The organism is Stenotrophomonas maltophilia, from assembly GCF_013464915.1.
GTDB classification, from domain to species: domain Bacteria; phylum Pseudomonadota; class Gammaproteobacteria; order Xanthomonadales; family Xanthomonadaceae; genus Stenotrophomonas; species Stenotrophomonas maltophilia_AT.
This window is the reverse complement of record NZ_RAVT01000047.1, coordinates 13,635-37,996: the sequence shown is the minus strand read 5'-3', so window position 1 is coordinate 37,996 and position 24,362 is coordinate 13,635. Positions and strand designations below refer to the sequence as shown.

Sequence of the window (24,362 nt, the reverse complement as noted above, 5' to 3'; positions counted from 1 at the left end):
GATGACCCGTCCGCTTCTGCTGCTCGCCCTGCTGTCCCTGCCGCTGGCCGGCTTCGCTTCCAGCTTCGCCGGCACCTCGGCCGGTTCCGCCACCGGTGCATCGTCGGGATCTTCGGCCAGCAGTTCGGGCGACGACAAGGTGGTGCAGGCTGCACGTGATGATGCCGCTGCATTCGTTGCCAGCGACGGCCAGATCCGTGGTGCGCGCCTGCAGGCCGCACTGGTCCACCTGCGCGAGCAGAGCACCGCCGCACAGCAGCAGAGCGACCTGGAACTGGCACGCGCGCTGCTGGCGCGTTGATCCGGGCGGCATGACCTCCGCGTCATCGCTTTCTGTGGAGCCGAGCCATGCTCGGCCGAACGCCCAGCGTACGCGGATCGCAACGGCAGCCGAGCATGGCTCGGCTCTACCGTGGTTCAGGCGGTGGAATGCAGCCACGCATGGCGTGGCTCTACTGCTGATCGCCCACGTCGCGCACGCAGCTGATCGTCTGGAGCTCGATCCCTCCGGTCTCGATCCGGCACAGCAGCAGCTCGCCAGCCAGACCCTGGCCGACGTGCAGTCACTGCTGCCGGAGGGCCTGCTGCGCGCATTGCCGGCTCAGGTGCAGGTGCGCTGGAGTGACGACCTGCCGGCTGACGTGCACGGCCGCGCCTTCGCTGGCGGCATTGCCCTGCGTCGAGACCTGCTTGAAGACGGCCTGCCGGGTGCACGCCGGGCAAGGCGCAGCGCGCTGGTGCACGAACTGACCCATGTGGCGGATCGAAGCGGCGCGGCATGGTCGCGCAGCCCCCGTTGGCGCGATCTGGCGGGGTGGCAGCGCAAGCCCTGGCATATGGGGCGCGGCGACAACGACTTCCGTGACCGCAGCCCGGATGGTTATGAGCTGAAGAGTCCCGCCGAATACCTGGCGGTGAACGCCGAGCATTACCTGCTCGATGCCGAATTCGCCTGCAGGCGCCCGGCGCTGGCGCAGTGGTTCCAGGCCCATTTCGGAACGCCGCCATCACTGCCACGGCCGCAGTGTGAGGCGACGCTGCCCTTGCTGCAGGCCGATGCGGAAGAGGGCGCAGCGTCGCTGCTTCAGCTTGACCCATCGCGTGTCTACGCAGTGGACTACCTGTTCGCCGAAGGCAGCGCACAACCGATGAGCCGCTGGGGGCACAGCATGCTGCGGCTGGTGATCTGCCGGCCCGGCCGCGCAGCGGGGCCGGACTGCCGCCTGGACCTGGAGTACCATCGCGTGCTGTCGTTCCGCGCCTTCGTCGGCGACGTGCAGATTTCCAACTGGCGCGGACTGACCGGGGGGTATCCTTCGCGGCTGTTCGTGTTGCCGCTGCAGCAGGTGGTGGACGAATACACCAAGGTCGAACTGCGCGGCCTGCAATCGCTGCCGTTGCAGCTGCGACGCGACGAGATCGCCAGCCTGCTCGAGCGCACCGCGCAGGTGCACTGGAGCTATGATGGGCGCTATTACTTCGTCAGCAACAACTGCGCGGTGGAAACCGCCAAGCTGCTTCAGGCGGGCGTGCCGCGCCTTGGGCGGGCCGGTCTGGCCCAGCTGAGTCCGCGCGGGTTGAAGCGCCGCCTGGCGCAGTTGCAGGTGCTTGACCAGCAGGTGATGGCGGATCGCAGCGCCGCGCAGGCGCAGGGCTACTACTTCGCCTCGGCACGCGACCACTACCAGCAGTTGTTCGATGTGGCGGCTTCGCAGCTGGACCTGCCGGTGCGCGACGTGCGCGGCTGGCTGAAGCTGCCCGCGCATCAGCGTGCGCCCTGGTTGCTGCAGGGCGACCTGCGCGCCAGCGCCGCGCTGCTGTTGCTGGAGCAGGCCGCGCAACGCCGCGCCGAACTGCGCGCGCGTGACGTGCTCAAGCGGCAGCTGCTGGCTGCGCCGGGCAGCAGCGAATCCCACGATCTGCACGGGCTGCTGGAACAGAGCGGGCAGTGGCTGCGCCCCGGCACGTTGCTGCGGGATGGTGGCTATGGACTGCCGTTGGCCGACGAGCAGGCGGTACTGGCCGGGGCAGTGGCCACCGCAAGTGCGCAGGCAATCCCTGCATGGCGGGCTTTGCGCGTGCAGCTGCGCCAGACGCTGCCAGCGCCGCAACGCGAGGAAATGGACGCGATCGATGCCAATCTCGCCAGGCTCGGCGCGCACCTGCGCGAACAGGCCGCGCCAGCGGTTACTGGCGCGGAAGCTCGATGACGAAGCGGCTGCCGCCGGCGCTGCCGGGCGTGCAGTAGACGCGGCCACCATGTGCATCGGCGATGGCCTTGACCACCGCCAGGCCGAGCCCGCTGCCGCCGCCCTGGCGCGAACGCGAGCCATCGGCACGCATGAACGGGGTGAAGATATCCGTGTGCAGTTCCGGGTCGATGCCCGGGCCCTCGTCTTCGATTGCCACCTGCACGTGTCCGGGCGTGTCGTGCACGGAAATCCTCACCTTGCCCGGGCTGGCGTAGCGGCGCGCGTTCTCCAGCAGCGCCAGTAATGCCTGGCGCAGGCGCGTGGGATCGCAGTGCGCGTTGTGTTCCTCACGGCTGGTTTCCAGCTCCAGCACGAAACCGGCGGCACGGAACTGCGGGTCGACCAGGGTCATCACCGAATGCACCTCGGCCACCACGTCGGTGCGTGCACGGCGAACATCCAGCCGCGCATTGTCGGACAGGCTCAGCACGCGCAGATCCTCGATCAGCCGCGACAGGCCCTCGACCTGCGCGAGCAGGCTGCGGAACTGCGACTGGTCGGGCTGGAACACGCCCTCGGCCAGGCCCTGCAGGCGACCGCGGAGGATCGTCACCGGGGTTCGCAGTTCATGGGCGATGGCCGCATGCCACATCGCACGCTCGCTCTCCATGTGCTGCAGGCGGCGCGCCATCGCATTGAAGTCCTCGACCAGGGTCGCCACCTCGCCCGGCGAATTTTCTTCGACGCTGGCACGTGCCCCGAGGTCGCCGCCAGCGAGCGCACGCACGCTGTCCACCAGTGAATTCAGGGGTGACAGGATGCGATGGGCGAGACGGAACGAGGCGGCGATGGCCAGCGCCAGGCCGGTCAGGATCACTCCGACCATCCACGCCAGCTCCGGCCCGGTCGGCAGCCAGCCTTCGGGTTCCTCGGTGCTGCCGGGGAAGAACTCGACCAGCACTGCGTACAGCAGCCACGACGACAGGATCATCATCACGATGACGCCGATCACCATCAGCGACATCGAAACAATGATGTGGCGACTCAGCCCGGAGCGGCGCAGGGGGGGCATCAGCGGTCGGCCATCAGCCGGTAGCCGACGCCGCGCACGCTGGCGGGCACGTTGACCATGCCGACTTCGTCCAGCTTGCGGCGAAGCTTGCTGACATGGCTGTCGACGGTGCGCTCCAGTGCCTCGCTTTCCGGCAGGCATTCGTGCATCAGTTCGCTGCGGCTGAAGATGCGGGTCGGCGCCAGCGCCATGCAGTGCAGCAGCTTGAACTCGGTGAGGGTAAGCAGTACTTCATGGCTGTAGCCTTCGCCTTCGACGTGCACGGCGTGGGTGGCCGAGTCGATCAGCAACGGGCCCGCGCGCAGCGCGGTCGGCGTGTCCACGCGTGAGGTGCGCAGCGTACGCCGCAGCACGGCGCGCACGCGCGCGGCAACTTCGGCCGGATTGAATGGCTTGACCACGTAGTCGTCGGCGCCCATGCGCAGCGCGGTCAGCTTGTCCAGGTCCTGGTCCAGCGCGGTCAGCATGATCACCGGCGTTTCGCCGCGCTGGCGCAGCTGGGTCAGCACGCTCCAGCCATCCAGTCGCGGCAGCTGCACGTCGAGCAGGACCAGGTCGGGGCGGGCGCTGCGGTGCAGGTCCAGCGCGCTGTGGCCATCGGCGGCGCGCAGGGTGCGTAGTCCCTCGCGTTCCAGGTAGGCGGTAAGAATATCGGCGATCTCGGCCTCATCCTCGACGATCAGGACGAGGGCGGCGAGGGCAGGGGAGGCGTGCATGCAGGGGCGGGGCCTTAAGGTGCTTGCCTCCATCGTATCTCCACAGTTCCTCCATCGAAACCCCATCATCGCCCCGCAGACTGCACGCTTCAGAACCTATCAGCCGCCTGCGCGGCATTGTGCACAGCAATGAGAACCTTCAGGACTCCGGTCGCGTTGATCGCGGCCCTCGCCCTGGCCATGACGGCCTGCTCCACCCCCGAAGCCACGCCCGAAGCCGCACCGCGGGTCAGCGTGGTCACCGTCGGCCCGCAGGTGGTACAGCGCGATGACGAACTGCCCGGCCGCGTGGCCGCCGTGCGCACCGCGCAGATCCGTGCCCAGGTGGGCGGCATCGTGCAGCGCCGCCTGTTTGACCAGGGCGCTGAAGTGAGCGCCGGCCAGGCCCTGTTCCAGATCGATCCGGCGGCATTCCGTGCCGACGTGGATTCGGCGCTGGCGGCCCTTCAGCGCAGCGAAGCGGCGCTGGGCCGCAGCCGCGTGCAGTCGCAGCGCCTGCATGCGCTGGCGGCCGCGCAGGCGGTCAGCCAACAGCACCGCGACGATGCCAGTGCCGAGTACGAACAGGCGCGCGCAGCGGTGAACGAAGCGCGCGCGATTCTGTCCCGTCGCCAGCTCGACCTGCGCTATGCCACGGTCAGTGCACCGATTGCCGGCCGTATCGACCAGGCGTTGGTGACCGAGGGCGCACTGGTCGGTGTTGCCGATGCCGAACCAATGGCAGTGGTGCAGCAGATCGACCAGGTCTACGTTGACGTGCGCCAGCCGGCGGCGCAGCTGGAGTCGCTGCAGCGCAGCGCCGGCCGTGGCGAACTGCCGGTGACCATCATCGGTGCGGCGGGCAAGCCACTGTCCGAACGCGGCCAGCTGCTGTTCTCCGGTATCAATGTCGATGCCCGCACCGGCGATGTGATCCTGCGCATCCTGGTCGACAACCCTCAGCGGCAGCTGCTGCCGGGGATGTACGTACGTGCGAAGGTGCCGCGCGGTGCACCGGCCAGCGCACTGACCGTGCCGCAGCAGGCGGTGCTGCGCAGCGCCGGCGGCCAGGCCTACGCCTGGGTGATCGCGGGCGATGGCAAGGCGGTGATCCGCACGCTGGAGGTCGATGGCAGCGTCGATCGCCAGTGGCTGGTGCGCACTGGCCTGAAGGCGGGAGAAAAGGTGGTTGTCGAGGGCCAGGAGCGCCTGCAGGAAGGCGTGGTGGTCGATGCACGCGACTGGCAGAAGCCGGTCGCCAGCGCTGGTGCGGTGCAGGCCGGCAGCAAGGGCTGAGCCTTTCCCGGGCCAGCTCCTCCAGGAAAATCCAACATGGCACGTTTCTTCATCGATCGCCCGGTGTTCGCCTGGGTGCTGGCGATCTTCATCATCCTGGCCGGCGTGCTGGCGATCCCGCGGCTGGCCGTTGAGCGTTATCCGGCAGTCGCGCCACCCAGCGTCAGCATCTATGCCAGCTACCCGGGTGCGAGCCCACAGACGTTGAATGATGCGGTGGTCGGCCTGATCGAGCGCGAGCTGTCCAGCGTCAAGCACCTGCTGTACTTCGAATCGTCGGTGGACACCTCCGGCGAAGCCTCGATTACTGCGACCTTCAAGCCGGGCACCAACCCTGAGCTGGCGCAGGTGGACGTACAGAACCGGATCAAGGCGATCGAACCACGCCTGCCGCGCAGCGTGCGCCAGAACGGCCTGTTCGTGGAGGCCGCCGATTCCGGCTTCCTGATGCTGGTCGGCCTGCGTTCGCCGGACGCCAGCGTCAGCGAGGCGGCACTGGGCGACTTCATGGCGCGCAACATCATCGAAGAGCTGCGCCGCATCGAAGGCGTCGGCCGCGTGCAGCTGTTCGGTGCCGAGCAGGCGATGCGCGTGTGGCTGGACCCGACCCGGTTGACCGGCTACGGGCTGACCATGGGTGACGTGGCTGCTGCCATCGAGCAGCAGAACCTGGAGATCTCGCCGGGGCGCATCGGTGATTCGCCGGGTGTTCCAGGCCAGCGCATCACCGTGCCGCTCAGCGCCGACGGCCAGTTGTCCACGCCGGAACAGTTCGCGGCCATCGTGCTGCGTGCTGGGGCCGACGGCTCGCGGGTGCTGCTGGGCGATGTCGCCCGCGTTGAACTGGGCGCGCAGAGCTATGCCTGGGGCACCCGCGAGGATGGCCATCCGGCCACCGCCGCAGGCGTGCAGCTGCGCCCGGGCGCGAATGCGGTGCGCACGGCGTCGGCGGTCCGTGAGCGCATGGCCGAACTGGCGCCCCTGTTGCCGCGCGGCGTGGAGGCGAGCATTCCGTTCGATACCGCACCCTTCGTGAAGATCTCGATCCAGAAGGTGGTGCAGACGCTGCTGGAAGCGATGCTGCTGGTGTTCGCGGTGATGTACCTGTTCCTGCAGAACTGGCGTTACACGCTGATCCCGGCGCTGGTCGCACCGATCGCGCTGCTGGGCACCTTCGCGGTGATGCTGGCGCTGGGCTTCTCGATCAACGTGCTGACCATGTTCGGCATGGTGCTGGCGATCGGCATCATCGTTGACGATGCGATCGTGGTGGTCGAAGGCGTGGAGCGGATCATGGCCGAGGAAGGCCTGCCACCCCGCGAGGCCACCATCAAGGCGATGCGCGAGCTGACCGGCGCGGTGATCGGCATCACCCTGGTGCTGACCGCAGTGTTCATTCCGATGGCGTTCGCCAGCGGTTCGGTGGGCGCGATCTACCGCCAGTTCACCGTGGCGATGGCGGTGTCGATCCTGTTCTCGGCGCTGCTGGCACTGAGCCTGACCCCGGCGCTGTGCGCGGCCCTGCTGCGCCCGAACACCCATGGCCATCATGGTCGTGGCGGGTTGTTCGGCGCTTTCAATCGTGGCTTCGAGAAGATGACCGGGCGCTACCAGCGTGGCGTGGCCTCGGTGCTGCAACGGAGCGGGCGGGTGATGGGCGTGTTCGCTGCCTTGGTAGCTGCGCTGCTGCTGGGCCTGCATTGGCTGCCGGGCGCGTTCCTTCCGGAAGAGGACCAGGGCTATTTCATGACCTCGATCCAGCTGCCGGCCGAAGCCACCGCCGAACGCACGCTGGCGGTGGTCGAAGCCTATGAACGGCATGTGGCCTCGCGCCCGGGCATCGGCTCCAACCAGTCGATCCTCGGCTACAGCTTCTCCGGTTCCGGCCCGAGCGCGGCGCTGACCTACACCATGCTGAAGGATTGGGGCGAGCGTGCAGGCGCCACTGCGGCCGGTGAGGTGGAAGCCGCGCAGAAGGCGATGGCCACGCTCGCGGAGGGCGAGGTGATGAGCGTGATGCCACCGGCGATCGACAGCCTGGGGCGTTCGTCCGGGTTCTCGCTGGCGCTGCAGGCACGTACCGGGCAGAGCCAGGCTGAACTGCGCGCGGCCCTGCAGCAGCTGCTGAAGCTGGCCGAGGCCAGCTCGCTGCTGTCGGAGGTGCATGCCGATGGCCTGCCAGCAGGTACCAGCGTGCGGCTGGACATTGACCGCGCCAAGGCCGAGGCGATGGGCGTAGGTTTCGAGCACATCAGCAGCACGCTGTCGGCGGCAATGGGCTCGCAGTACGTCAATGATTTCCCCAACAAGGGCCGGTTGCAGCAGGTGATCCTGCAGGCCGATGCGCCGCATCGCATGGAACTGGAAGACGTGCTGAAGCTGTACGTGCGCAACAGCGAGGGTGGCATGGTGGCGCTGTCCGAACTGGTGACCCCGCACTGGACCGAGGCGCCGTTGCAGCTGCAGCGCTATCTGGGCTTCCCGGCGCTGAACCTGTCCGGCGCCCCGGCCTCTGGCGTGTCGACCGGCCAGGCGATGGCGGAGATGGAGCGGTTGGCCGAAAAGCTGCCGTCCGGTTTTGCCCTGCAGTGGACCAGTCAGTCGCTGCAGGAGCGCGAATCGGGCGCGCAGGCGCCGTGGCTGCTGCTGTTGTCGATGCTGGTGGTGTTCCTGGTGCTGGCGGCGCTGTACGAGAGCTGGTCGATTCCGCTGGCGGTGATGCTGGTGGTGCCGTTGGGCCTGCTCGGCGCGGTTGCGGCGGTGTTGCTGCGCGGCATGCCCAACGACGTGTTCTTCAAGGTCGGCATGATCACCGTGATCGGGCTGTCGGCGAAGAATGCGATCCTCATCGTCGAGTTCGCGCGCCAGCTGCAGCAGCAGGGCCGCGGCTTGGTGGAAGCGGCATTGGAGGCGGCGCGGCTGCGCCTGCGGCCGATCATGATGACCTCGCTGGCCTTCGCGCTGGGCGTGGTGCCACTGATGCTGGCGCAGGGGGCGTCGAAGGAAACCCAGCAGGCGATCGGAACCGGTGTGTTCGGCGGCATGGTCAGTGCGACCGTGCTGGCGGTGTTCTTCGTGCCGGTCTTCTATGTAGTGGTGCAGGGCGCGCGGCAGTGGATCGCGCAGCGCCTGCGCAGGCGCCGGCCGATGCCGGAAGGATCCGTGGATGGAACGGAACATCGTTGAAGACCTGCATGAGGCGCAGCTGGCGGCGCTGGAACAGTGCCTGTGCCAGGCGTTGCTGGAGGATGACCACGCGGCAATGATCGCGCTGGTATCGCCTGCGCTGTTCATGATGGATGGCAACGGAGGCCGCATGCTGGATCTGCCCTGGCTGGGTGATTGGCTGGCGGGCAACCTGCAGGTGCGGGGTCTGCGGCTGCAGGCGGCGGAAACGTTGTTGTGCGGTCGCCTGGCGTTGTTGTCCAGCGACGTGCGCCTGTCGGTGTGCAATCAGGGCCGTGAGCACGAACTGGAACTGCGCCTGCTGCGGGTGTGGACCTGTAGTTCCGGTGCTGCGGGCGCACAACTGTTGTCGATGGCGGTACTGGCCAGATGAGCACGGTCAGGCCGCTTTCAGGCCCCGCTCACCGGCAGGTGGTAGGGTCGAGCAACTCTGTAATGTCGACAAGGAGTCGAGCCATGCGTGTAGTTCCCAGTCTGTTGGCAGCCTCCCTCGGGTTGGTGCTGGCCGCGTGCCAGCCTGCCCAGCCGCCCGCCGCAGGCGGCAATGACACTCCGCCTGCCACGCCGCAGCCAAGTGCCAGCACCGCGGGTGGCAACGAGACCACCTACCAGTGTGGTGACCTGAACGTGCGTGCGACCTTCAATGGTGAAGACGCCGCCACGGTGGTGATCGGCGAGCGCACCTTCGCCATGACCTCCGAGCGGGCGGCGTCCGGCGCCAAGTATGGCGATGGCCAGGGCAACAGCTTCTGGACCAAGGGCAGCGATGACGGCCTGTTGAGCCTGAAGGGCGAGGCCGACCGCGAGTGCCATGCGGTTGAAGCCACTGAAGGCGATGGCAGTGCCGGCAATGCCGCGTTCCGTGCCACCGGCAATGAACCGGGGTGGCTCGCGGTCGTAGATGGCGACACGCCAGGCCTGCAGGTGGAAGTCGATTACGGCGAGCGACGCTTCGACGTGGCCAAACCCACCGAAGGTGCCGATGGATGGAGTGGCAAGGCGTCCGATGGCACCGACGTCAAGCTCAGCTTCCAGCGCACCACCTGCCAGGACGACATGAGTGGCGAGGCGTTCGAGGCCAAGGTGATGCTGACTGTTGGCACGCGCCAGTACCACGGCTGCGGCAATTTCGGCGCGAAGCAGCCGTAAGCCATCTGTAGAGCCGAGCCCACGCTCGGCTCTACATCATCGACGGGTCAGCCCTCGCAGGGCTTCAGGTCGAGATCGAAGTCCAGGTCATAGCGTGTGTTGATTCCGATCAGCGCTGCGCGGACAGCGCAGTCACCGCGATGACGCGCGACCAGATCGGTGAAGATCTTCTCGCGGCCCTCGCAGTACTGGGCGCTGGCCTCTTCCAGTTCGCGGCGGCGCTCGTCGTCGTAGGGTTCTTCACCCGCAAAGTGCTGGCAGGTGTTCTCGCGCGCGAGGAAGAGCTGCACATCGGCTGGCATCGCACAGTAGATGCGCACGTCGTCGATGTCATACACATCCTCCGGGACCGGGCAGCCCGCGGCTGCACGTGCCTTGTCCAGGTCCTCATCGCCCGAGGGCCGGTCGGTAGCGGGCTCCGCTTCGGCGGTGGCCTCGACGGCGGCCGGTGCCTCCACCGCAGGTGCGGCCGTCACGGCCGGCGTGGCCTTCGGCGTTGCGTTGGCAGCGCTGTCCGCTGCCTGCGGCGAACACGCCGCAAGCAGGGACAGGCAAGCGATCAGCGCAAGGCGCTTAGTCGGCACGGCCAGCGAATTCGCCGGTGGCGGTGTTCACCAGCACGCGTTCGCCGTTGACGATGTACTCCGGCACCATGATCTCGATGCCGGTGTTGAGCTTGGCCGGCTTCGGGCGCTTGGTGGCGGTGCCGCCCTTCAGTTCCGGCGGCGTTTCGATCACTTCCAGCACCACCGAGGCCGGCAGCTGGATCGCCACCGGCTGCTCGTCGATCACCTGCACGTAGATGCCGGTCAGGCCATCAGTGATGTAGCCGGCGTCGTCGCCGATCACGTCCGCATCCAGGGTGTACGGGGTGTAGTCCTCGTCATCGAGGAACACGAACGCATCGCCATCCTTGTACGAATAGGTGGACTGGCGGCGCAGCAGTTCGACCTCGACCAGGTTGTCGTCGGCATCGAAGCTGGCATCGAGCTTGTTGCCGCCCGGCACGCTGTACATGATGAAGCGGAAGCGGACGTTGCCGCCGCGACCCTGCGGCGAGCTGCGCTCGATGTCGCGGATCTGGTACACGCCGTTGTTGTACTCGACGACGTTGCCCTTCTTGATGTCGTTGGCTTTCATGATGATGTTGGTCGTTGGGGGAGGGCGCCGTCCCGGCGCCCGGGGGAATCACTTCGGAGCGAGGCGGGTAGCGCCGTCCAGGCGGATGGTCTCGCCATTGAGGTAGGTGTTGCCGAGGATGAATCCGACCAGGCTGGCGAAGTCTTCCGGCTTGCCCAGGCGCGACGGGAACGGGATCGACGCGGCCAGCGACTGCTGCACGGCCTCGGGCATGCCATCGACCATCGGCGTCCAGAACACGCCCGGGGCAATCGTGTTGACGCGGATGCCGAAGCGCGACAGCTCGCGTGCCATCGGCAGCGTCATCGAGACCACGCCGCCCTTGCTGGCGGCATAGGCGGCCTGGCCGATCTGGCCTTCATAGGCGGCGATGCTGGCGGTGTTGATGATCACGCCGCGTTCGCCGTCGGTGCTGGCTTCGTTGTGCTGCATGCGGTTGGCCGCTGCCTTGGCGACGTTGAAGCTGCCGACCAGGTTGACCATCACCGTGCCCTGGAAACCGGCCAGCGGCATCGGGCCCTCTTTGCCCAGCACGCGACCGGCGCCGAGGATGCCGGCACAGTTCATCGCCACGTTGAGGCCGCCGAGGAAATCGTGGGCCTGGTCGATGGCCGCGGTTACCGCCGCCTCATCGCTGACGTTGACGTTGAAGTAGCGGGCCTTGTCGGCGCCCAGTCCGGCAACGGCGGCAGCGCCCTTGTCGTCGTTGAGGTCGAACAGGGCCACCTTGCCGCCCTGGGCGACGAGGTGCTGGGCCACGGCCAGGCCGAGGCCGGAGACGCCGCCAGTGATCACGGCACGTACGGAAGACAGCTGCATTGAACGGTCCTGCAGGTTCGAGAACCGCCGATTCTAACGGAAGCCGCGACCGTCGCCGTTGTGCACTGCGCCGCCCGGCAAGGGCGGCGCAGTGCCATCATCAACCGGCGGCGGCCAGCGCCTGCCCGGTGCGGCTGGCGGTGGCGCGGCCGAGCAGGCCGGCCAGCCAGCGGCCGGTCTCGGCCAGGGCCGGCAGGTCCACGCCGCTGTCCAGGCCCAGGCCCTGCAGCAGGTAGACCACATCCTCGCTGGCGACGTTGCCGCTGGCGCCCTTGGCATACGGGCAGCCACCGGCACCGGACACCGCGCTGTCGACCACGCGCACGCCTTCTTCCAGGCAGGTGGCGATGTTGGCGATGGCCTGGCCGTAGGTATCGTGGAAGTGCACGGCCAGTGCCGACATCGGAATCTCGGCGGCAACCGCCTGCAGCATCGCCCGTGCCTTGCGCGGGGTGCCGACGCCGATGGTGTCGCCCAGCGAGATTTCGTAACAGCCCATCTGGTGCAGGGCGCGCGCCACCCGCACCACGTCGGCCAGTGGCACCTCGCCCTGGTAGGGGCAGCCGAGCACCGTCGAGACATAACCGCGCACGCGCATGCCATCGGCGGCGGCGCGGCGCAGGATCGGCTCGAAGCGGGCCAGCGATTCGTCGATGCCGGCATTGGTGTTGGTGCGGTTGAAGGCTTCGGACGCGGCGGTGAACACCGCCACTTCCTCCACGCCCACCGCACGGGCGCGGTCGTAGCCCTGTTCGTTCGGCACCAGCACCGGGTAGTGGATGCCGGGCCGGCGCTGGATGCCGGCGTAGACCTCGGCGGCGTCGGCCAGCTGCGGGATCCACTTCGGGCTGACGAAGCTGGTCGCCTCGATGCTGCGCAGGCCGGTGGCCGACAGGCGGTTGATCAGTTCGATCTTGTCGGCGGTGGACACCATCTGCTTTTCATTCTGCAGGCCGTCACGCGGGCCGACCTCGACGATGCGGACGTAGTCGCTCATGCGGCCACCTCGCTGGCGGGGCGATGGCAGACAGCCTCGATGTTGTTGCCGTCCGGGTCGAGCACGAAGGCGCCGTAGTAGTCGGGGTGGTACCACGGGCGCAGGCCCGGCGCGCCGTTGTCGCGGCCGCCGGCGGCGAGGGCGGCGGCATGGAAGGCGTCCACCTGGTCGCGGCTGGTGCAGGCGAAGGCCACGTGCACGCCGTGGCTGGCCGTGCCGCCATTGCCGAGCCAGAAGAACGGCTTGCCGTCGCTGCCGAAGCCGATGTGGTCGTGCGCGCCGGTCTGTTCGGCGGTCACTTCCATCACCACGCCGATCTGCAGCGGCGCCAGTGCCTGCAGGAAGAAGGTCTTGCTGCGCGCCAGGTCGGCGCTGGTCAAACCAAGATGATCGAGCATGTTCAGGCTTCCGTGACCCAGTGGGGCGCGCGCTTGTCGAGGAAGGCGCCCAGGCCTTCCTGGCCCTCGGCGGACACCCGCAGGCGCGCGATCAGGGCGGCATTATCCCGATCCAGGGCGTCGCGGTCATGGCTGTCGCGGACCTGCCGGACCAGCTGCTTGGCGGTGGACGAGGCAATCGGGCCGGCCTTGTCGAGCAGGGCCAGCTGGCGCTCCAGCGCCTCGTCCAGGCGCTCGGGCTCGACCAGCTGGTGGACCAGGCCGATGCGCAGTGCGGTATCGGCGTCGAAGTGCTCGCCGGTGGCAAACCAGCGCCGCGCCTGGCGCGGGCCGATGGCCTCGATCACGTAGGGCGAGATCACCGCCGGCAGCAGGCCGAGGCGGCTTTCGGTCAGGCCGAAGCGTGCCGAGGTGCTGGCGATGGCGATGTCGCAGCAGGCGACCAGGCCGACGCCGCCACCGAAGGCCGCGCCGTGGACCCGGGCCAGGGTCGGCTTGGGCAGCTCGTCCAGGGTGCGCATCAGCCGCGCCAGGGCCAGCGAGTCCTCGCGGTTGTCGGCCTCGCTGGCGGCGGCCATGCCGCGCATCCACTGCATGTCGGCGCCGGCCGAGAAGGAGGCACCATGGCCGGCCAGTACCACTGCGCGCACCGAATCATCGCGGCCGGCGGCCTCAAGTGCGGCGGTCAGGCGGGCGATCAGGCCGGCGTCAAAGGCGTTGTGCAGCTCCGGCCGGTTCAGCCAGAGGGTGAGGGCGGCGCCGCTGCGCTCGATCTGCAAAGCATCGTTCATGGGATTCCAGGGTCACTCCATACCTGTATGGATCATAGCGGGCCATTGGTCATGGGCCATGACGCGACGCGGGAATGTTAGAATCGAGAACCATTTACATCCAGCAGAGAATACGCTAGATGACGCTGTCCGAACTGCCGCTGCACACCTCGACCGTGGTCGAGTCCGTGCAGGACCTGCATGCCAACGATGCCATCGCCCGTCGCCTGCGCGAGCTGGGTTTCGTGAAGGGCGAGGAAGTGCGCCTGGTGGCCAAGGGTCCGGTGGGGGGCGAACCGCTGCTGGTGCAGGTCGGGTTCACCCGGTTCGCGCTGCGGATCAGTGAAGCCAAGCGCGTCGTTGTCGACGCTGCCAGCCAGGAACGACGTGCATGACCGCCACTGCCACTACCGCCCCCCTGCGCATTGCGCTGGTCGGTAATCCCAACAGCGGCAAGACCGCACTGTTCAACCAGCTGACCGGCAGCCGGCAGAAGGTCGCCAATTACACCGGCGTCACCGTCGAGCGCAAGGAAGGGCGCCTGCGTGCGCCGTCCGGCCGCGAGTTCGCCGTACTCGATCTGCCCGGTGCCTACAGCCTGCAGCCGGCCAGCCTGGATGAAGCGATCACCCGCGACCTGTGCCGGGGCTTCTACCCGGGCGAAGCCGCGCCGGACGTGCTGCTGTGCGTGATCGACGCCACCAACCTGCGCCTGCACCTGCGTTTCGCGCTGGAACTGCGCGAACTGGGCAAGCCGATGGTGGTGGCGCTGAATATGATCGATGCCGCCCAGCGCCGTGGCATCCAGGTGGATGTGGCCGCGCTGGAGCGCGAGCTGGGCGTGCCGGTGGTGGAAACCGTGGCGGTGCGCAAGCAGGGTGCCAAGGCCCTGGTCGAGCGCCTGGACGCGATGGTGCCGCACCTGGATGCGCCGGTGCCGGGCCCGGAAGGTGGCATCGATTACCACGCCAAGGTGCGCGAGATCCTGTCGGTGGCCGTGCGCATGCCGGCGCGGACCGCGAAGATCGACGACGCGCTGGACCGTTGGCTGCTGCACCCGGTGTTCGGCCTGATCAGCCTGGCGGTGGTGATGTTCCTGATCTTCCAAGCGGTGTATGCCTGGGCGACGCCGCTGATGGACGGCATCGAGGCCGGTTTCGCCTGGCTTGGTGCCTTTGTCGGCAGCGTGCTGCCGGAAGGCCCGCTGGCCAGCCTGCTGACCGACGGCATCATCGCCGGCGTCGGTGGCGTGGTGGTGTTCCTGCCGCAGATCCTGATCCTGTTCTTCTTCATCCTGGTGCTGGAGGAATCCGGTTACCTGCCGCGCGCGGCGTTCCTGCTGGACCGCATGATGGCCGCTGCCGGCCTGTCCGGCCGCTCGTTCATCCCGCTGCTGTCCAGCTTCGCCTGCGCGGTGCCGGGCATCATGTCCACCCGCAGCATCCAGGACCCGCGTGACCGGCTGGCCACGATCCTGGTGGCGCCGCTGATGACCTGCTCGGCGCGCCTGCCGGTGTATGCGCTGCTGATCGGTGCGTTCATCCCGCAGAAGACGGTATGGGGCGTGTTCAACCAGCAGGGCCTGGTGCTGTTCGGCCTGTACGCGGCCGGCATCCTCAGCGCGCTGGCGATGTCGTGGATCATGAAGAAGTGGCGCCGCGACAAGAGCGAGCACCCGTTGATGCTGGAGTTGCCGTCGTACCGCCTGCCGCACGTGCGCGATCTGGCGGTGGGTCTGTACGAGCGCGGCATGATCTTCCTCAAGCGCGTCGGCGGCATCATCCTGGCGCTGACCATCCTGCTGTGGGTGTTGCTGTCGTTCCCGGCGGCCCCGGCTGGCGCCACCATGCCGGCCATCGACTACAGCTACGCCGGCCAGATCGGCCATGCGATGGCCGTGTTCTTCGCGCCGCTGGGCTTCAACTGGCAGATCTGCATCGCGCTGATTCCGGGCCTGGCCGCGCGCGAAGTGGCAGTGTCCTCGCTGGCCACCGTGTACGCGCTGTCGGCGGCCGATGACGATGCCGCCAGCCAGGCGCTGACCCCGCTGATCAGCGACGGCTGGTCGCTGGCCACCGCGCTGTCGCTGCTGGTCTGGTACATCTACGCCCCGATGTGCATCTCGACGCTGGCCACCATCAAGCGCGAGACCAATTCGTGGAAGACGATGGCCTTCTCGGCGTTCTACCTGTTTGCTGCGGCCTACGTGGCCGCGCTGATCACCTACCAGGTGACCAAGGCGCTGGGAGGCGGCTGATGGATACCGGCCTGCTGCTGCAGTACCTGATCATCGCGGTGGCCGTGCTGGTCAGTGCCTGGGTGGTGCTGAAGAAGCAGTTCCCCGGCACCGTGCGCAAGCTGCGCGGGGCGCTGGCACTGGCCCTGTTGAAGCCCGGCCGCGCCGGCTGGATGCAGGCGCTGGGGCGGAAGATCGCACCGCCGGCCAGTGGCGGTGCTGGTGCCTGTGGTGGCTGTGACAGCTGCGGGCCGACGCCGCCCAAACAGCACTGAATGTGTCTTGGTAGGTGCGAACCTTGGTTCGCACACTCCTGGAGTCCATCCACGCATGGCGTGGATCTACTAGACCTCTCTGCGGATGATCGCCCGGAAGTTCCCGTCCTGATTCAACCGCCGCACCGACTCGCGGTTTCCATGGGTTGCCGCGAAGCCCGCCACGTCGGCAAGGGCATCGAGCAGCAGGGCCTTCAGCGCGTCGCGGTTGCCGGCCTCCAGCAGGTCGTCAAGATCCTGCTGGATGAACGCCCGGCGCAGGCCCGGCGTCTCTTCGATCCGCCAGTCGACATGGGGCGTGGGGATGCTGGAGCGGTACCTGTAAGCCGTTTCAAGGTCTTCAGGCGCGAGGGGATGCTCGAGCAGCTCAGGAAAGTAGAGCCCGGCATTCACATAGAAGCCGCGGGTTTCGCTGGCGCGTTGGTGATTGACGACAAGCAGGGCGGCATCCAGCAAGCGGTAGCGGGTCGTCGACGTGCCGGCAAAGCCGGTCTTCCGGGCGCACTTGCTGAAGACGGTCGAGGATTTCATGGGCGTTGCCTGGGCCGGAAGCGGGGCCTGCAGCCTTGAGGCGCAGTGCCTGGCGGTCAATTGGCAAACGCGACACATGGAACGCGGCCCGCATTTCATCCACGCATGGCGTGCATCTACCCGGCCCGCGCTCCCAGCTCTGCTGCCAGCGCCAGCCACTTGCTGCGTTGTGCAGGGGTACTGCTGCGCACCGCACCGAGACGGCTGACCCGCACCGGGCGGATGCCGCAGAATTCCAGGAGGGGGGCGCGGATCTGGGTGATGCCCGCGTCGCGGTAGATCCAGCGGTAGTACCAAGGGGGTGTATCCAGCGTGGTGATCACCCGTGCGCTGCGCCCGGCCAGCAACCGGTCCCACCACACCGAATCGCGCCGGTAGCGGAAGGCGTACCCCGGCAGCAGCACGCGATCAAAGAAGCCCTTCAGCAGCGCCGGCATCGCGCCCCACCAGGTGGGATAGACCAGCACCAGATGATCGCAGGCCTCGATCGCATCGGCGGCGTCCTGCAGATCGGCTTCCAGTGGCTGGACCTGGCGATAGCCGTGATGCAGTACGGTATCGAACTCAAGGTCACCCAATGCGATCAGGCGTACCCGGTGGCCAGCATTCTCGGCGGCGGTGGCATAGCGCTGGGCGAGCGCGCCGCAGAGGCTGTCGCGGTCGGGATGGCCCAACAGGATCAGGATGGAACGGGACACGGCAACCTCGGGCAATGGAAAGTGCGCGAGGGTGCAGTCTGCCCCAGGGGCAGAGTCAAACGCCGGTGGGGCAGCCGCTGGGTTGCAGGACGCAATCAGTGCCGCCGGAGTGCAGCCATTGCTGCAGTTCATCGCGGACCTGCCGCAGGGCGAGGTCGACCTGTTCCAGCCGCGCCCGCTCACTGGCAATGCGAGTGCGCTGTTGTTCCAGCAAGGCCAGTACCGCAGGCCAGTCGAGCCGCCCGTCGCGGCCCTGCAGGCGGGATATCGCGGCCAGGGTGATGCCCAGCCCCAACGCCTGACGGATCAGCTGCACCCAGGCCACGTCCTGTTCGCTGTAGTCGCGATAGCGGTTCAGACGTGGCACCGGCGGCAGCAGCCCGCGCGCCTCGTACAGGCGGATGGCCTTGGCGCTGGCACCGGTCAGGCGGCTGACTTCGGAGATGCGCATCGGCTCAGTCCCGCACCAGTCCGCCATCCACCACCAGGTTCTGGCCGGTCACCGCGCGTGACCACGGGCTGGCGAAGAACAGCGCAGCATCGGCGAACTCGGCCGGGGTGGTGACGCTGCGCAGTGGGGTGTTGGCGGCGATGTAGTCGAATACTGCTTCCGGCGTGGCGGAACTGGCATCGGTGGTGCGCAGCAGGCCGCCGGACAGCATGTTTACGGTGATGCCATGCGGGCCGAGGTCGCCGGCCAGGGTGCGGGTCAGCGACAGCAGTGCGGCCTTGGCGGCGGTGTAGTCGTGGTAGGGCACCACCGGGTTCTGGAACAGGTTGGTGCCGATGTTGATCACACGGCCGAAGCGCCGGGCCTGCATGCCGGGCAGGGCGGCCTGCACGGTGTTCAGTGCGCCACGCACGCTGCCCTCGAACTGCGCCTGGAAGGCCGGCCAGCCGATGCCGGCGGCGCTGTCGCGGGCATCGCCATTGAACGAGAACGCCGCCAGCGCGTTGTTGACCACGGTTGTCACGCCTTGCCCGAAGTGGGCCAGTGCCTGCTGCAGCATCGCATCGACCTGGTCGCGATCGGTGACGTCGGCCGGCAGCGCGATCGCCTGTCCGCCCAGTTCGGCAGCCAGAGCACGCGCGGCGCCTTCGCTGCGGTGGTAGTTGACGATGACGCGCGCGCCCTGTGCGGCGAAGGCGCGGGCGATGTGCTGGCCAAGTCCACGCCCGGCACCGGTGACCAGCACCAGCTGTTCGCTGATCTGCATGAGGGAACTGCCATCCATTGCATGAAAGGGCATGCAGCGTAGCAGCGATGGCGCTTGCCGGAGCGGGCGTGCTGCCGCTAGCCTGCGGGGATGAACCAGACTCCCCTGCGATTGCTCATTCACGGCGCCTCCGGGCGCATGGGCCAGGCCCTGCTGCGGCTGGCCGCCGAACACCCTGAAACCCTGCAGATCGCCGCCGCAGTGACCGGTCGTGCGCCGGCCCAGCGCGTGGTTGATGGCGTACCGTTCTTCGCTGCCAGTGAGCTGTCCGGTGCGCCAGCATTCGACGTGGCGATCGATTTCAGCCTGCCGGAGGGTTTCGACCCGATGCTGGCGCTGTGCGTGGAGCGTGGCGCGGGCCTGGTCTCGGGCACGACTGGAATCTCCAGCACGCAGCGCCAGGCGCTGGAAGCCGCGGCAACGACCATCCCGCTGGTCTGGGCCTCGAATTTCAGCCTGGGCGTGGCGGTGCTGGATGAACTTGTCGAACGCGCGGCGCAGGCGGTGGCCGGCTGGGACTGCGACATCGTCGAATCGCACCATACCCAGAAGAAGGATGCGCCGTCGGGCACCGCGCTGACCCTGGGCGCCGCCGCGCAGCGGGGCGGGGCGGAGCCTCACTACGCCAGCCTGCGTGCCGGTGACATCGTCGGCGAGCATCTGGTCCAGTTCACCGGGCTGGGCGAGCGCATCGAACTGGTGCACCGGGCCACCAACCGCGACATCTTTGCCCGCGGCGCGCTGTTTGCAGCCCGCCAGCTGCAGGGCCGCGCCCCGGGCAGCTACCGGGTGCGGGATCTGCTGCAGTAAGGCGGTAGTGCCGGCCGCTGGCCGGCAGCWGCCGGGCGCCCGAAGGCATGGGGGTTGCCGGCCAGCGGCCGGCACTACCAGGCGCCCGATGGCATGCAGATTGCCGGCCAGCGTCCGGCACGATCTGGCTGCGGACCCCGCATACGCCGCCGGATTGAAATGAATACGCAATCGCCTGTTCATAAAGCGACATAACCGCTGGCGCGAGCGCCCCGGCAGCGCTACAATTCGCACTCGCCGAATCACGAAAGCCGGACCGGTCCCAGACCGTACGTCCGCGCTTTTTTGCAACCGGATTTCCGTGAAGCGCAGGCGTGACTTCGGCAGCCCCCTCGGTAGCCAAAGTGAGATTCCCGTGACCCAAGCCGCAATCCTCGTCCTCGAAGACGGCACCGTATTCGAGGGCGAATCCGTAGGCGCGCCCGGCCTGTCCGTCGGTGAGGTGGTGTTCAACACCGCCATGACCGGCTATCAGGAAGTGTTGACCGACCCGTCCTACGCCCGGCAGATGGTCACGCTGACCTATCCGCATATTGGCAACACCGGCATGACCGACCAGGACAATGAAGCGTCCAAGGTGTGGTCGGCCGGCCTGATCGTGCGCGATGTTCCGCGCCGTCCCAGCAACTGGCGCAGCCAGGTGTCGCTGCAGGATTGGCTGATCCAGCGTGGCGTGGTTGCCATCGCCGGCATCGACACCCGCAAGCTGACCCGCATCCTGCGCGAGAAGGGCGCGCAGAACGGTGCGCTGATGGCCGGCGACATCGACGTGGAAAAGGCACTGGAAGCCGCCCGCAAGTTCCCGGGACTGAAGGGCATGGATCTGGCCAAGGTCGTCACTACCGAGAAGACCTACACCTGGACCGAGGGCCAGCTGGACCTGGATGCCAATGCCTTCGTCAGCGTGCCGGCCAGGTTCAAGGTCGTGGCCTACGACTTCGGCGTGAAGACCAACATCCTGCGCATGCTGGCCGAGCGTGGCTGCGAAGTGACCGTGGTGCCGGCGCAGACCCCGGCTGCCGAAGTGCTGGCGCTGAAGCCGGATGGCGTGTTCCTGTCCAACGGCCCGGGTGACCCGGAACCGTGCGACTACGCCATCGAAGCGATCAAGACCTTCATCGACGTGAAGATCCCGACCTTCGGCATCTGCCTGGGCCACCAGCTGCTGGGCCTGGCCTCGGGCGCGAAGACCATGAAGATGGGCCACGGCCACCACGGTGCCAACCACCCGGTGCAGGACCTGGACAACGGCCGGGTGATGATCACCTCGCAGAACCACGGTTTTGCGATCGACGAAGCGACCCTGCCGGCCACCCTGCGCGTGACCCACCGTTCGCTGTTCGACGGCACCAACCAGGGCGTCGCCCGCACCGACGTGCCGGCCTTCTCGTTCCAGGGCCATCCGGAAGCGTCGCCGGGCCCGACCGATGTCGGCCCGCTGTTCGACCGCTTCGTGGTGCTGATGGAGCAGGCCAAGGCGTGATCAGTACGCCGCCGGCCCGCCGGTGGCGTCGCGATGGACCGTAAGCCCCCGCATCGCTGCTGCCCCCGGCGCGGCGCTGCGGATCAAGATTCCTGATCGACAGCGTGCGATCACCCCCCTTGTCACGCTGTACTGACCTAGAGAAGAAAATGCCCAAGCGCACTGACCTCAAGACCATCCTCATCATTGGTGCTGGCCCGATCGTCATCGGCCAGGCCTGCGAATTCGACTACTCCGGCGCCCAGGCCTGCAAGGCCCTGCGTGACGAGGGTTACCGCGTGGTGCTGGTCAACAGCAATCCGGCCACGATCATGACCGACCCGGAGATGGCCGACGCCGTCTACATCGAGCCGATCAACTGGCAGACGGTCGAGAAGATCATCGCCAAGGAAAAGCCCGACGCGCTGCTGCCGACCATGGGTGGCCAGACCGCGCTGAACTGCGCGCTGGACCTGGCCGACCACGGCGTGCTGGAGAAGTACAACGTCGAACTGATCGGCGCCAAGCGCGAAGCGATCCGCATGGCCGAAGACCGCGAGCTGTTCCGCGTGGCCATGGGTGAGATCGGCCTGGAATGCCCGACCGCCGCCGTCGCCCACACCCTGGACGAAGCGCTGGAGATCCAGACCCGCGTCGGCTACCCGACCATCATCCGCCCCAGCTTCACCCTGGGCGGCAGCGGTGGCGGCATCGCCTACAACCGCGAAGAGCTGGTCGAGATCGTCAGCCGTGGCCTGGAACTGTCGCCGACCACCGAAGTGCTGGTGGAAGAGTCGGTGCTGGGCTGGAAGGAGTTCGAGATGGAAGTGGTCCGCGACACTGCGGACAACTGCATCATCGTCTGCTCGATCGAGAACCTGGACCCGATGGGCGTGCATACCGGTGACTCGATCACCGTGGCCCCGGCACAGACCCTGACCGACAAGGAATACCAGCGCCTGCGCGATGCCTCCATCGCCGTGCTGCGCAAGATCGGCGTCGATACCGGTGGCTCGAACGTGCAGTTCGGCATCAACCCGAAGACCGGCCGCGTGGTCGTCATCGAGATGAACCCGCGCGTGTCGCGTTCCTCGGCGCTGGCTTCCAAGGCCACCGGCTTCCCGATCGCCAAGGTCGCCGCCAAGCTGGCCGTGGGTTACACCCTGGACGAACTGAAGAACGAAATCACTGGTGGCCTGACCCCGGCCTCGTTCGAGCCGTCCATCGATTACGTCGTCACCAAGATCCCGCGCTTCGCCTTCGAGAAGTTCCCGGCCGCCGATGCGCGCCTGACCACCCAGATGAAGTCGGTGGGCGAGGTGATGGCAATGGGCCGCACCTTCCAGGAGTCGGTGCAGAAGGCGCTGCGCGGCCTGGAAACCGGCAAGGTCGGCTTCGACCCGACCGGCCTGGACCTGGGCAATGAAGAAGACCTGCAGACCCTGCGTCGCGAGCTGAAGGCCCCGGGCCCGGAGCGCCTGTTCTTCGTCGCCGACGCGTTCCGTGCCGGCATGAGCGTGGAAGAAATCTACGCGCTGTCGTTCATCGATCATTGGTTCCTGGACCAGATCGAGGAAATCATCGCTGCGGAAACCGCCGTCGCCGCCGATGGCATCGACGCGCTGGACGCTGCGCGCCTGCGCAAGCTGAAGCGTGCCGGTTTCTCCGACGCGCGCCTGGCGCAGCTGACCGGCACCAACGAAGCGGCCATCCGCGCGCTGCGCCGTGCGCACAAGGTGCGTCCGGTCTACAAGCGCGTCGATTCCTGTGCCGGTGAGTTCTCCACCGGTACCGCCTACCTGTACTCGACCTACGAGGACGAGTGCGAGGCCGCGCCGACCAATCGCGACAAGATCATGATCCTGGGCGGTGGCCCGAACCGCATCGGCCAGGGCATCGAGTTCGACTACTGCTGCGTGCACGCGGCACTGGCCCTGCGCGAGGATGGTTATGAAACCATCATGGTCAACTGCAACCCGGAAACCGTGTCGACCGACTACGACACCTCCGACCGCCTGTACTTCGAACCGCTGACCCTGGAAGACGTGCTGGAAATCGTCGAACTGGAACAGCCGAAGGGCGTGATCGTGCAGTACGGCGGCCAGACCCCGCTGAAGCTGGCGCGCGCGCTGGAAGCCAACGGCGTGCCGGTGATCGGCACCAGCCCGGATTCGATCGACCTGGCCGAAGACCGCGAGCGTTTCCAGCAGCTGGTGGACAAGCTGGGCCTGAAGCAGCCGCCGAACCGCATCGCCCGCAACGACCAGGAAGCCCTGCTGCTGGCCCGCGAGATCGGCTACCCGCTGGTGGTGCGCCCGAGCTACGTGCTGGGTGGCCGCGCGATGGAAATCGTCTATGGCGAAGCCGACCTGGCCCGCTACGTGCGCGACGCGGTGAAGGTGTCCAACGATTCGCCGGTGCTGCTGGACCGCTTCCTCGACAACGCCGTCGAGTGCGACGTCGACATCATTGCCGACGCCCAGGGCAACGTCCTGATCGGCGGCGTGATGGAGCACATCGAAGAAGCCGGCGTGCACTCGGGCGATTCCTCGTGCTCGCTGCCGCCGTACTCGCTGTCGGCTGAGACCCAGGCCGAGCTGCGCCGCCAGGTGGTGGAACTGGCCAAGGCCCTGAACGTGGTCGGTCTGATGAACACCCAGTTCGCGATCCAGACCAGCGACGAAGGTGCCGACACCATCTACCTGCTGGAAGTGAACCCGCGTGCATCGCGCACCGTGCCGTTCGTGTCCAAGGCCACCGGCATGCCGCTGGCCAAGATCGCTGCCCGCTGCATGGCTGGCAAGACCCTGGCCGAGCAGGGCGCGACCAAGGAAATCGTGCCGGACTACTACTCGGTGAAGGAAGCGATCTTCCCGTTCGCCAAGTTCCAGGGCGTCGATCCGATCCTCGGGCCGGAAATGCGCTCCACCGGTGAGGTGATGGGCGTGGGCCGTACCTTCAACGCCGCCTTCGCGCGTGCGCAGGAAGCGGGCGGCATCAAGACCCCGCCGATCGGCAAGGCCTTCGTGTCGGTGCGCGATCCGGACAAGAAGCGCGTGCTGCCGGTGGCCAAGGCCCTGCTGGCGCGTGGCTACAGCCTGGTCGCCACCCGTGGCACCGCTGCATGGCTGCAGCAGCACGGCATGGACTGCGAGATCATCAACAAGGTGGTCGAAGGCCGTCCGCACATCGTCGACTCGATCAAGAACGGCGAGATCGTCTACATCGTCAACACCACCGAAGGTCGTTCGGCGATCAACGACTCGTTCTCGATCCGTCGCGAGGCGCTGCAGCATCGCGTCACCTACTCGACCACCATTGCCGGCGCCAAGGCGCTGGTGGATTCACTGGAATTCCGCGGCACCGGCCCCGTCTGGTCGCTGCAGGAGCTGCACAAGGAGTTGAATGCATGAGAGCCC

24 protein-coding genes are annotated in these 24,362 nt (G+C 67.5%); 12 read left to right on the top strand and 12 right to left on the bottom strand.

Features of this window, described 5'->3' with window-relative positions; all coding sequences use genetic code 11:
* Position 1: 1 nt before the first annotated feature.
* Positions 2–301 carry a DUF2388 domain-containing protein gene (locus D7T59_RS16120; RefSeq protein ID WP_111113400.1) on the top strand — a complete coding sequence of 100 codons (300 nt, stop codon included), beginning with the start codon at positions 2–4 and terminating at the stop codon, positions 299–301.
* Between the two features lie 10 nt (positions 302–311).
* The gene (locus D7T59_RS16115) at positions 312–2,210 is read left to right on the top strand and encodes a DUF7844 domain-containing protein (RefSeq protein ID WP_180852833.1); all 1,899 of its coding nucleotides are present in this window, start codon (positions 312–314) and stop codon (positions 2,208–2,210) included.
* Here D7T59_RS16115 and D7T59_RS16110 read toward each other — a convergent pair.
* Both D7T59_RS16110 and D7T59_RS16105 read right to left on the bottom strand, forming a co-directional pair.
* On the bottom strand, positions 2,188–3,264 hold the full coding sequence (locus D7T59_RS16110) for an ATP-binding protein (protein ID WP_180852832.1): 1,077 nt from the start codon (positions 3,262–3,264) through the stop codon (positions 2,188–2,190). The two genes, D7T59_RS16115 and D7T59_RS16110, sit on opposite strands and share 23 nt — an antisense overlap.
* Positions 3,264–3,980: a response regulator gene (locus D7T59_RS16105; protein ID WP_180852831.1), complete on the bottom strand. Its 717-nt coding sequence runs from the start codon at positions 3,978–3,980 to the stop codon at positions 3,264–3,266. The genes D7T59_RS16110 and D7T59_RS16105 overlap by 1 nt, the downstream gene beginning before the upstream one ends.
* A 129-nt stretch (positions 3,981–4,109) precedes the next feature.
* Here D7T59_RS16105 and D7T59_RS16100 point away from each other — a divergent pair, with 129 nt between their 5' ends.
* The 4 genes from D7T59_RS16100 (at position 4,110) to D7T59_RS16085 (ending at position 9,590) form a co-directional block, all read left to right on the top strand.
* A complete protein-coding gene (locus tag D7T59_RS16100) occupies positions 4,110–5,255 on the top strand; it encodes an efflux RND transporter periplasmic adaptor subunit (protein WP_180852830.1) in 1,146 nt (381 codons plus the stop codon).
* A gap of 36 nt (positions 5,256–5,291) precedes the next feature.
* Entirely contained in the window at positions 5,292–8,441 is a 3,150-nt protein-coding gene (locus D7T59_RS16095) for a multidrug efflux RND transporter permease subunit (protein WP_180852829.1), read from the top strand.
* The gene (locus D7T59_RS16090) at positions 8,422–8,814 is read left to right on the top strand and encodes a nuclear transport factor 2 family protein (protein ID WP_180852828.1); all 393 of its coding nucleotides are present in this window, start codon (positions 8,422–8,424) and stop codon (positions 8,812–8,814) included. Before D7T59_RS16095 ends, D7T59_RS16090 begins: the two co-directional genes overlap by 20 nt.
* 83 nt (positions 8,815–8,897) lie before the next feature.
* The gene (locus tag D7T59_RS16085; RefSeq protein ID WP_180852827.1) at positions 8,898–9,590 is read left to right on the top strand and encodes a COG3650 family protein; all 693 of its coding nucleotides are present in this window, start codon (positions 8,898–8,900) and stop codon (positions 9,588–9,590) included.
* 47 nt (positions 9,591–9,637) lie between these two features.
* Here the strand turns inward: D7T59_RS16085 and D7T59_RS16080 are convergent, their stop codons facing one another.
* The 6 genes from D7T59_RS16080 to D7T59_RS16055 form a co-directional block, all read right to left on the bottom strand.
* Positions 9,638–10,174, bottom strand: a complete 537-nt coding sequence (locus D7T59_RS16080; RefSeq protein ID WP_180852826.1) for a hypothetical protein — start codon at positions 10,172–10,174, stop codon at positions 9,638–9,640.
* The gene (yeiP, locus tag D7T59_RS16075; protein WP_005409468.1) at positions 10,164–10,730 is read right to left on the bottom strand and encodes an elongation factor P-like protein YeiP; all 567 of its coding nucleotides are present in this window, start codon (positions 10,728–10,730) and stop codon (positions 10,164–10,166) included. Before yeiP ends, D7T59_RS16080 begins: the two co-directional genes overlap by 11 nt.
* 48 nt (positions 10,731–10,778) lie before the next feature.
* Positions 10,779–11,549, bottom strand: coding sequence for an SDR family oxidoreductase (locus tag D7T59_RS16070; RefSeq protein ID WP_180852825.1), 771 nt, complete (start codon positions 11,547–11,549; stop codon positions 10,779–10,781).
* Between the two features lie 100 nt (positions 11,550–11,649).
* On the bottom strand, positions 11,650–12,546 hold the full coding sequence (locus tag D7T59_RS16065) for a hydroxymethylglutaryl-CoA lyase (RefSeq protein ID WP_180852824.1): 897 nt from the start codon (positions 12,544–12,546) through the stop codon (positions 11,650–11,652).
* Complete coding sequence (locus D7T59_RS16060) at positions 12,543–12,944, bottom strand: VOC family protein (RefSeq protein WP_164137820.1); 402 nt, start codon at positions 12,942–12,944, stop codon at positions 12,543–12,545. The genes D7T59_RS16065 and D7T59_RS16060 overlap by 4 nt, the downstream gene beginning before the upstream one ends.
* A 2-nt stretch (positions 12,945–12,946) precedes the next feature.
* Positions 12,947–13,735, bottom strand: a complete 789-nt coding sequence (locus tag D7T59_RS16055; RefSeq protein WP_164137819.1) for an enoyl-CoA hydratase/isomerase family protein — start codon at positions 13,733–13,735, stop codon at positions 12,947–12,949.
* 119 nt (positions 13,736–13,854) lie between these two features.
* Here D7T59_RS16055 and D7T59_RS16050 point away from each other — a divergent pair, with 119 nt between their 5' ends.
* From D7T59_RS16050 to D7T59_RS16040, 3 genes are read left to right on the top strand one after another with little or no spacing between them, the layout of a single operon-like run.
* Entirely contained in the window at positions 13,855–14,109 is a 255-nt protein-coding gene (locus D7T59_RS16050) for a FeoA family protein (RefSeq protein WP_180852823.1), read from the top strand.
* Complete coding sequence (feoB, locus tag D7T59_RS16045; RefSeq protein ID WP_180852822.1) at positions 14,106–15,971, top strand: ferrous iron transporter B; 1,866 nt, start codon at positions 14,106–14,108, stop codon at positions 15,969–15,971. Before D7T59_RS16050 ends, feoB begins: the two co-directional genes overlap by 4 nt.
* A complete protein-coding gene (locus tag D7T59_RS16040) occupies positions 15,971–16,225 on the top strand; it encodes a DUF6587 family protein (protein ID WP_180852821.1) in 255 nt (84 codons plus the stop codon). Before feoB ends, D7T59_RS16040 begins: the two co-directional genes overlap by 1 nt.
* Positions 16,226–16,294: 69 nt before the next feature.
* Here the strand turns inward: D7T59_RS16040 and D7T59_RS16035 are convergent, their stop codons facing one another.
* The 4 genes from D7T59_RS16035 to D7T59_RS16020 form a co-directional block, all read right to left on the bottom strand.
* Positions 16,295–16,756, bottom strand: coding sequence for a DUF4304 domain-containing protein (locus D7T59_RS16035; protein ID WP_180852820.1), 462 nt, complete (start codon positions 16,754–16,756; stop codon positions 16,295–16,297).
* A 116-nt stretch (positions 16,757–16,872) separates the two neighbouring features.
* Complete coding sequence (locus D7T59_RS16030) at positions 16,873–17,454, bottom strand: NAD(P)H-dependent oxidoreductase (RefSeq protein ID WP_180852819.1); 582 nt, start codon at positions 17,452–17,454, stop codon at positions 16,873–16,875.
* Positions 17,455–17,509: 55 nt separating this feature from the next.
* A complete protein-coding gene (locus D7T59_RS16025; protein ID WP_180852818.1) occupies positions 17,510–17,905 on the bottom strand; it encodes a MerR family transcriptional regulator in 396 nt (131 codons plus the stop codon).
* Positions 17,906–17,909: 4 nt separating this feature from the next.
* Complete coding sequence (locus D7T59_RS16020) at positions 17,910–18,671, bottom strand: 3-oxoacyl-ACP reductase (protein WP_430543921.1); 762 nt, start codon at positions 18,669–18,671, stop codon at positions 17,910–17,912.
* A 90-nt stretch (positions 18,672–18,761) separates the two neighbouring features.
* On the opposite strand from D7T59_RS16020, the gene dapB reads away from it, so the two are divergent.
* The 3 genes from dapB (at position 18,762) to carB (ending at position 24,356) form a co-directional block, all read left to right on the top strand.
* Complete coding sequence (gene dapB, locus D7T59_RS16015; RefSeq protein WP_180852817.1) at positions 18,762–19,481, top strand: 4-hydroxy-tetrahydrodipicolinate reductase; 720 nt, start codon at positions 18,762–18,764, stop codon at positions 19,479–19,481.
* A 355-nt stretch (positions 19,482–19,836) separates the two neighbouring features.
* Positions 19,837–20,964, top strand: a complete 1,128-nt coding sequence (gene carA, locus D7T59_RS16010; RefSeq protein ID WP_054171664.1) for a glutamine-hydrolyzing carbamoyl-phosphate synthase small subunit — start codon at positions 19,837–19,839, stop codon at positions 20,962–20,964.
* Between the two features lie 149 nt (positions 20,965–21,113).
* Positions 21,114–24,356 carry a carbamoyl-phosphate synthase large subunit gene (gene carB / locus D7T59_RS16005; protein WP_180852816.1) on the top strand — a complete coding sequence of 1,081 codons (3,243 nt, stop codon included), beginning with the start codon at positions 21,114–21,116 and terminating at the stop codon, positions 24,354–24,356.
* Positions 24,357–24,362: the final 6 nt, after the last annotated feature.

What these genes read in the sequence shown, in the direction of transcription:
- D7T59_RS16120 (WP_111113400.1), top strand. Translation starts at nt 2, where the DNA reads ATGACCCGTCCGCTTCTGCTGCTCGCCCTGCTGTCCCTGCCGCTGGCC.
- D7T59_RS16115 (WP_180852833.1), top strand. Translation starts at nt 312, where the DNA reads ATGACCTCCGCGTCATCGCTTTCTGTGGAGCCGAGCCATGCTCGGCCG.
- D7T59_RS16110 (WP_180852832.1), bottom strand. Translation starts at nt 3,264, where the DNA reads ATGCCCCCCCTGCGCCGCTCCGGGCTGAGTCGCCACATCATTGTTTCG.
- D7T59_RS16105 (WP_180852831.1), bottom strand. Translation starts at nt 3,980, where the DNA reads ATGCACGCCTCCCCTGCCCTCGCCGCCCTCGTCCTGATCGTCGAGGAT.
- D7T59_RS16100 (WP_180852830.1), top strand. Translation starts at nt 4,110, where the DNA reads ATGAGAACCTTCAGGACTCCGGTCGCGTTGATCGCGGCCCTCGCCCTG.
- D7T59_RS16095 (WP_180852829.1), top strand. Translation starts at nt 5,292, where the DNA reads ATGGCACGTTTCTTCATCGATCGCCCGGTGTTCGCCTGGGTGCTGGCG.
- D7T59_RS16090 (WP_180852828.1), top strand. Translation starts at nt 8,422, where the DNA reads ATGGAACGGAACATCGTTGAAGACCTGCATGAGGCGCAGCTGGCGGCG.
- D7T59_RS16085 (WP_180852827.1), top strand. Translation starts at nt 8,898, where the DNA reads ATGCGTGTAGTTCCCAGTCTGTTGGCAGCCTCCCTCGGGTTGGTGCTG.
- yeiP (WP_005409468.1), bottom strand. Translation starts at nt 10,730, where the DNA reads ATGAAAGCCAACGACATCAAGAAGGGCAACGTCGTCGAGTACAACAAC.
- D7T59_RS16070 (WP_180852825.1), bottom strand. Translation starts at nt 11,549, where the DNA reads ATGCAGCTGTCTTCCGTACGTGCCGTGATCACTGGCGGCGTCTCCGGC.
- D7T59_RS16065 (WP_180852824.1), bottom strand. Translation starts at nt 12,546, where the DNA reads ATGAGCGACTACGTCCGCATCGTCGAGGTCGGCCCGCGTGACGGCCTG.
- D7T59_RS16060 (WP_164137820.1), bottom strand. Translation starts at nt 12,944, where the DNA reads ATGCTCGATCATCTTGGTTTGACCAGCGCCGACCTGGCGCGCAGCAAG.
- D7T59_RS16055 (WP_164137819.1), bottom strand. Translation starts at nt 13,735, where the DNA reads ATGAACGATGCTTTGCAGATCGAGCGCAGCGGCGCCGCCCTCACCCTC.
- D7T59_RS16050 (WP_180852823.1), top strand. Translation starts at nt 13,855, where the DNA reads ATGACGCTGTCCGAACTGCCGCTGCACACCTCGACCGTGGTCGAGTCC.
- feoB (WP_180852822.1), top strand. Translation starts at nt 14,106, where the DNA reads ATGACCGCCACTGCCACTACCGCCCCCCTGCGCATTGCGCTGGTCGGT.
- D7T59_RS16040 (WP_180852821.1), top strand. Translation starts at nt 15,971, where the DNA reads ATGGATACCGGCCTGCTGCTGCAGTACCTGATCATCGCGGTGGCCGTG.
- D7T59_RS16035 (WP_180852820.1), bottom strand. Translation starts at nt 16,756, where the DNA reads ATGAAATCCTCGACCGTCTTCAGCAAGTGCGCCCGGAAGACCGGCTTT.
- D7T59_RS16025 (WP_180852818.1), bottom strand. Translation starts at nt 17,905, where the DNA reads ATGCGCATCTCCGAAGTCAGCCGCCTGACCGGTGCCAGCGCCAAGGCC.
- D7T59_RS16020 (WP_430543921.1), bottom strand. Translation starts at nt 18,671, where the DNA reads ATGCAGATCAGCGAACAGCTGGTGCTGGTCACCGGTGCCGGGCGTGGA.
- dapB (WP_180852817.1), top strand. Translation starts at nt 18,762, where the DNA reads ATGAACCAGACTCCCCTGCGATTGCTCATTCACGGCGCCTCCGGGCGC.
- carB (WP_180852816.1), top strand. Translation starts at nt 21,114, where the DNA reads ATGCCCAAGCGCACTGACCTCAAGACCATCCTCATCATTGGTGCTGGC.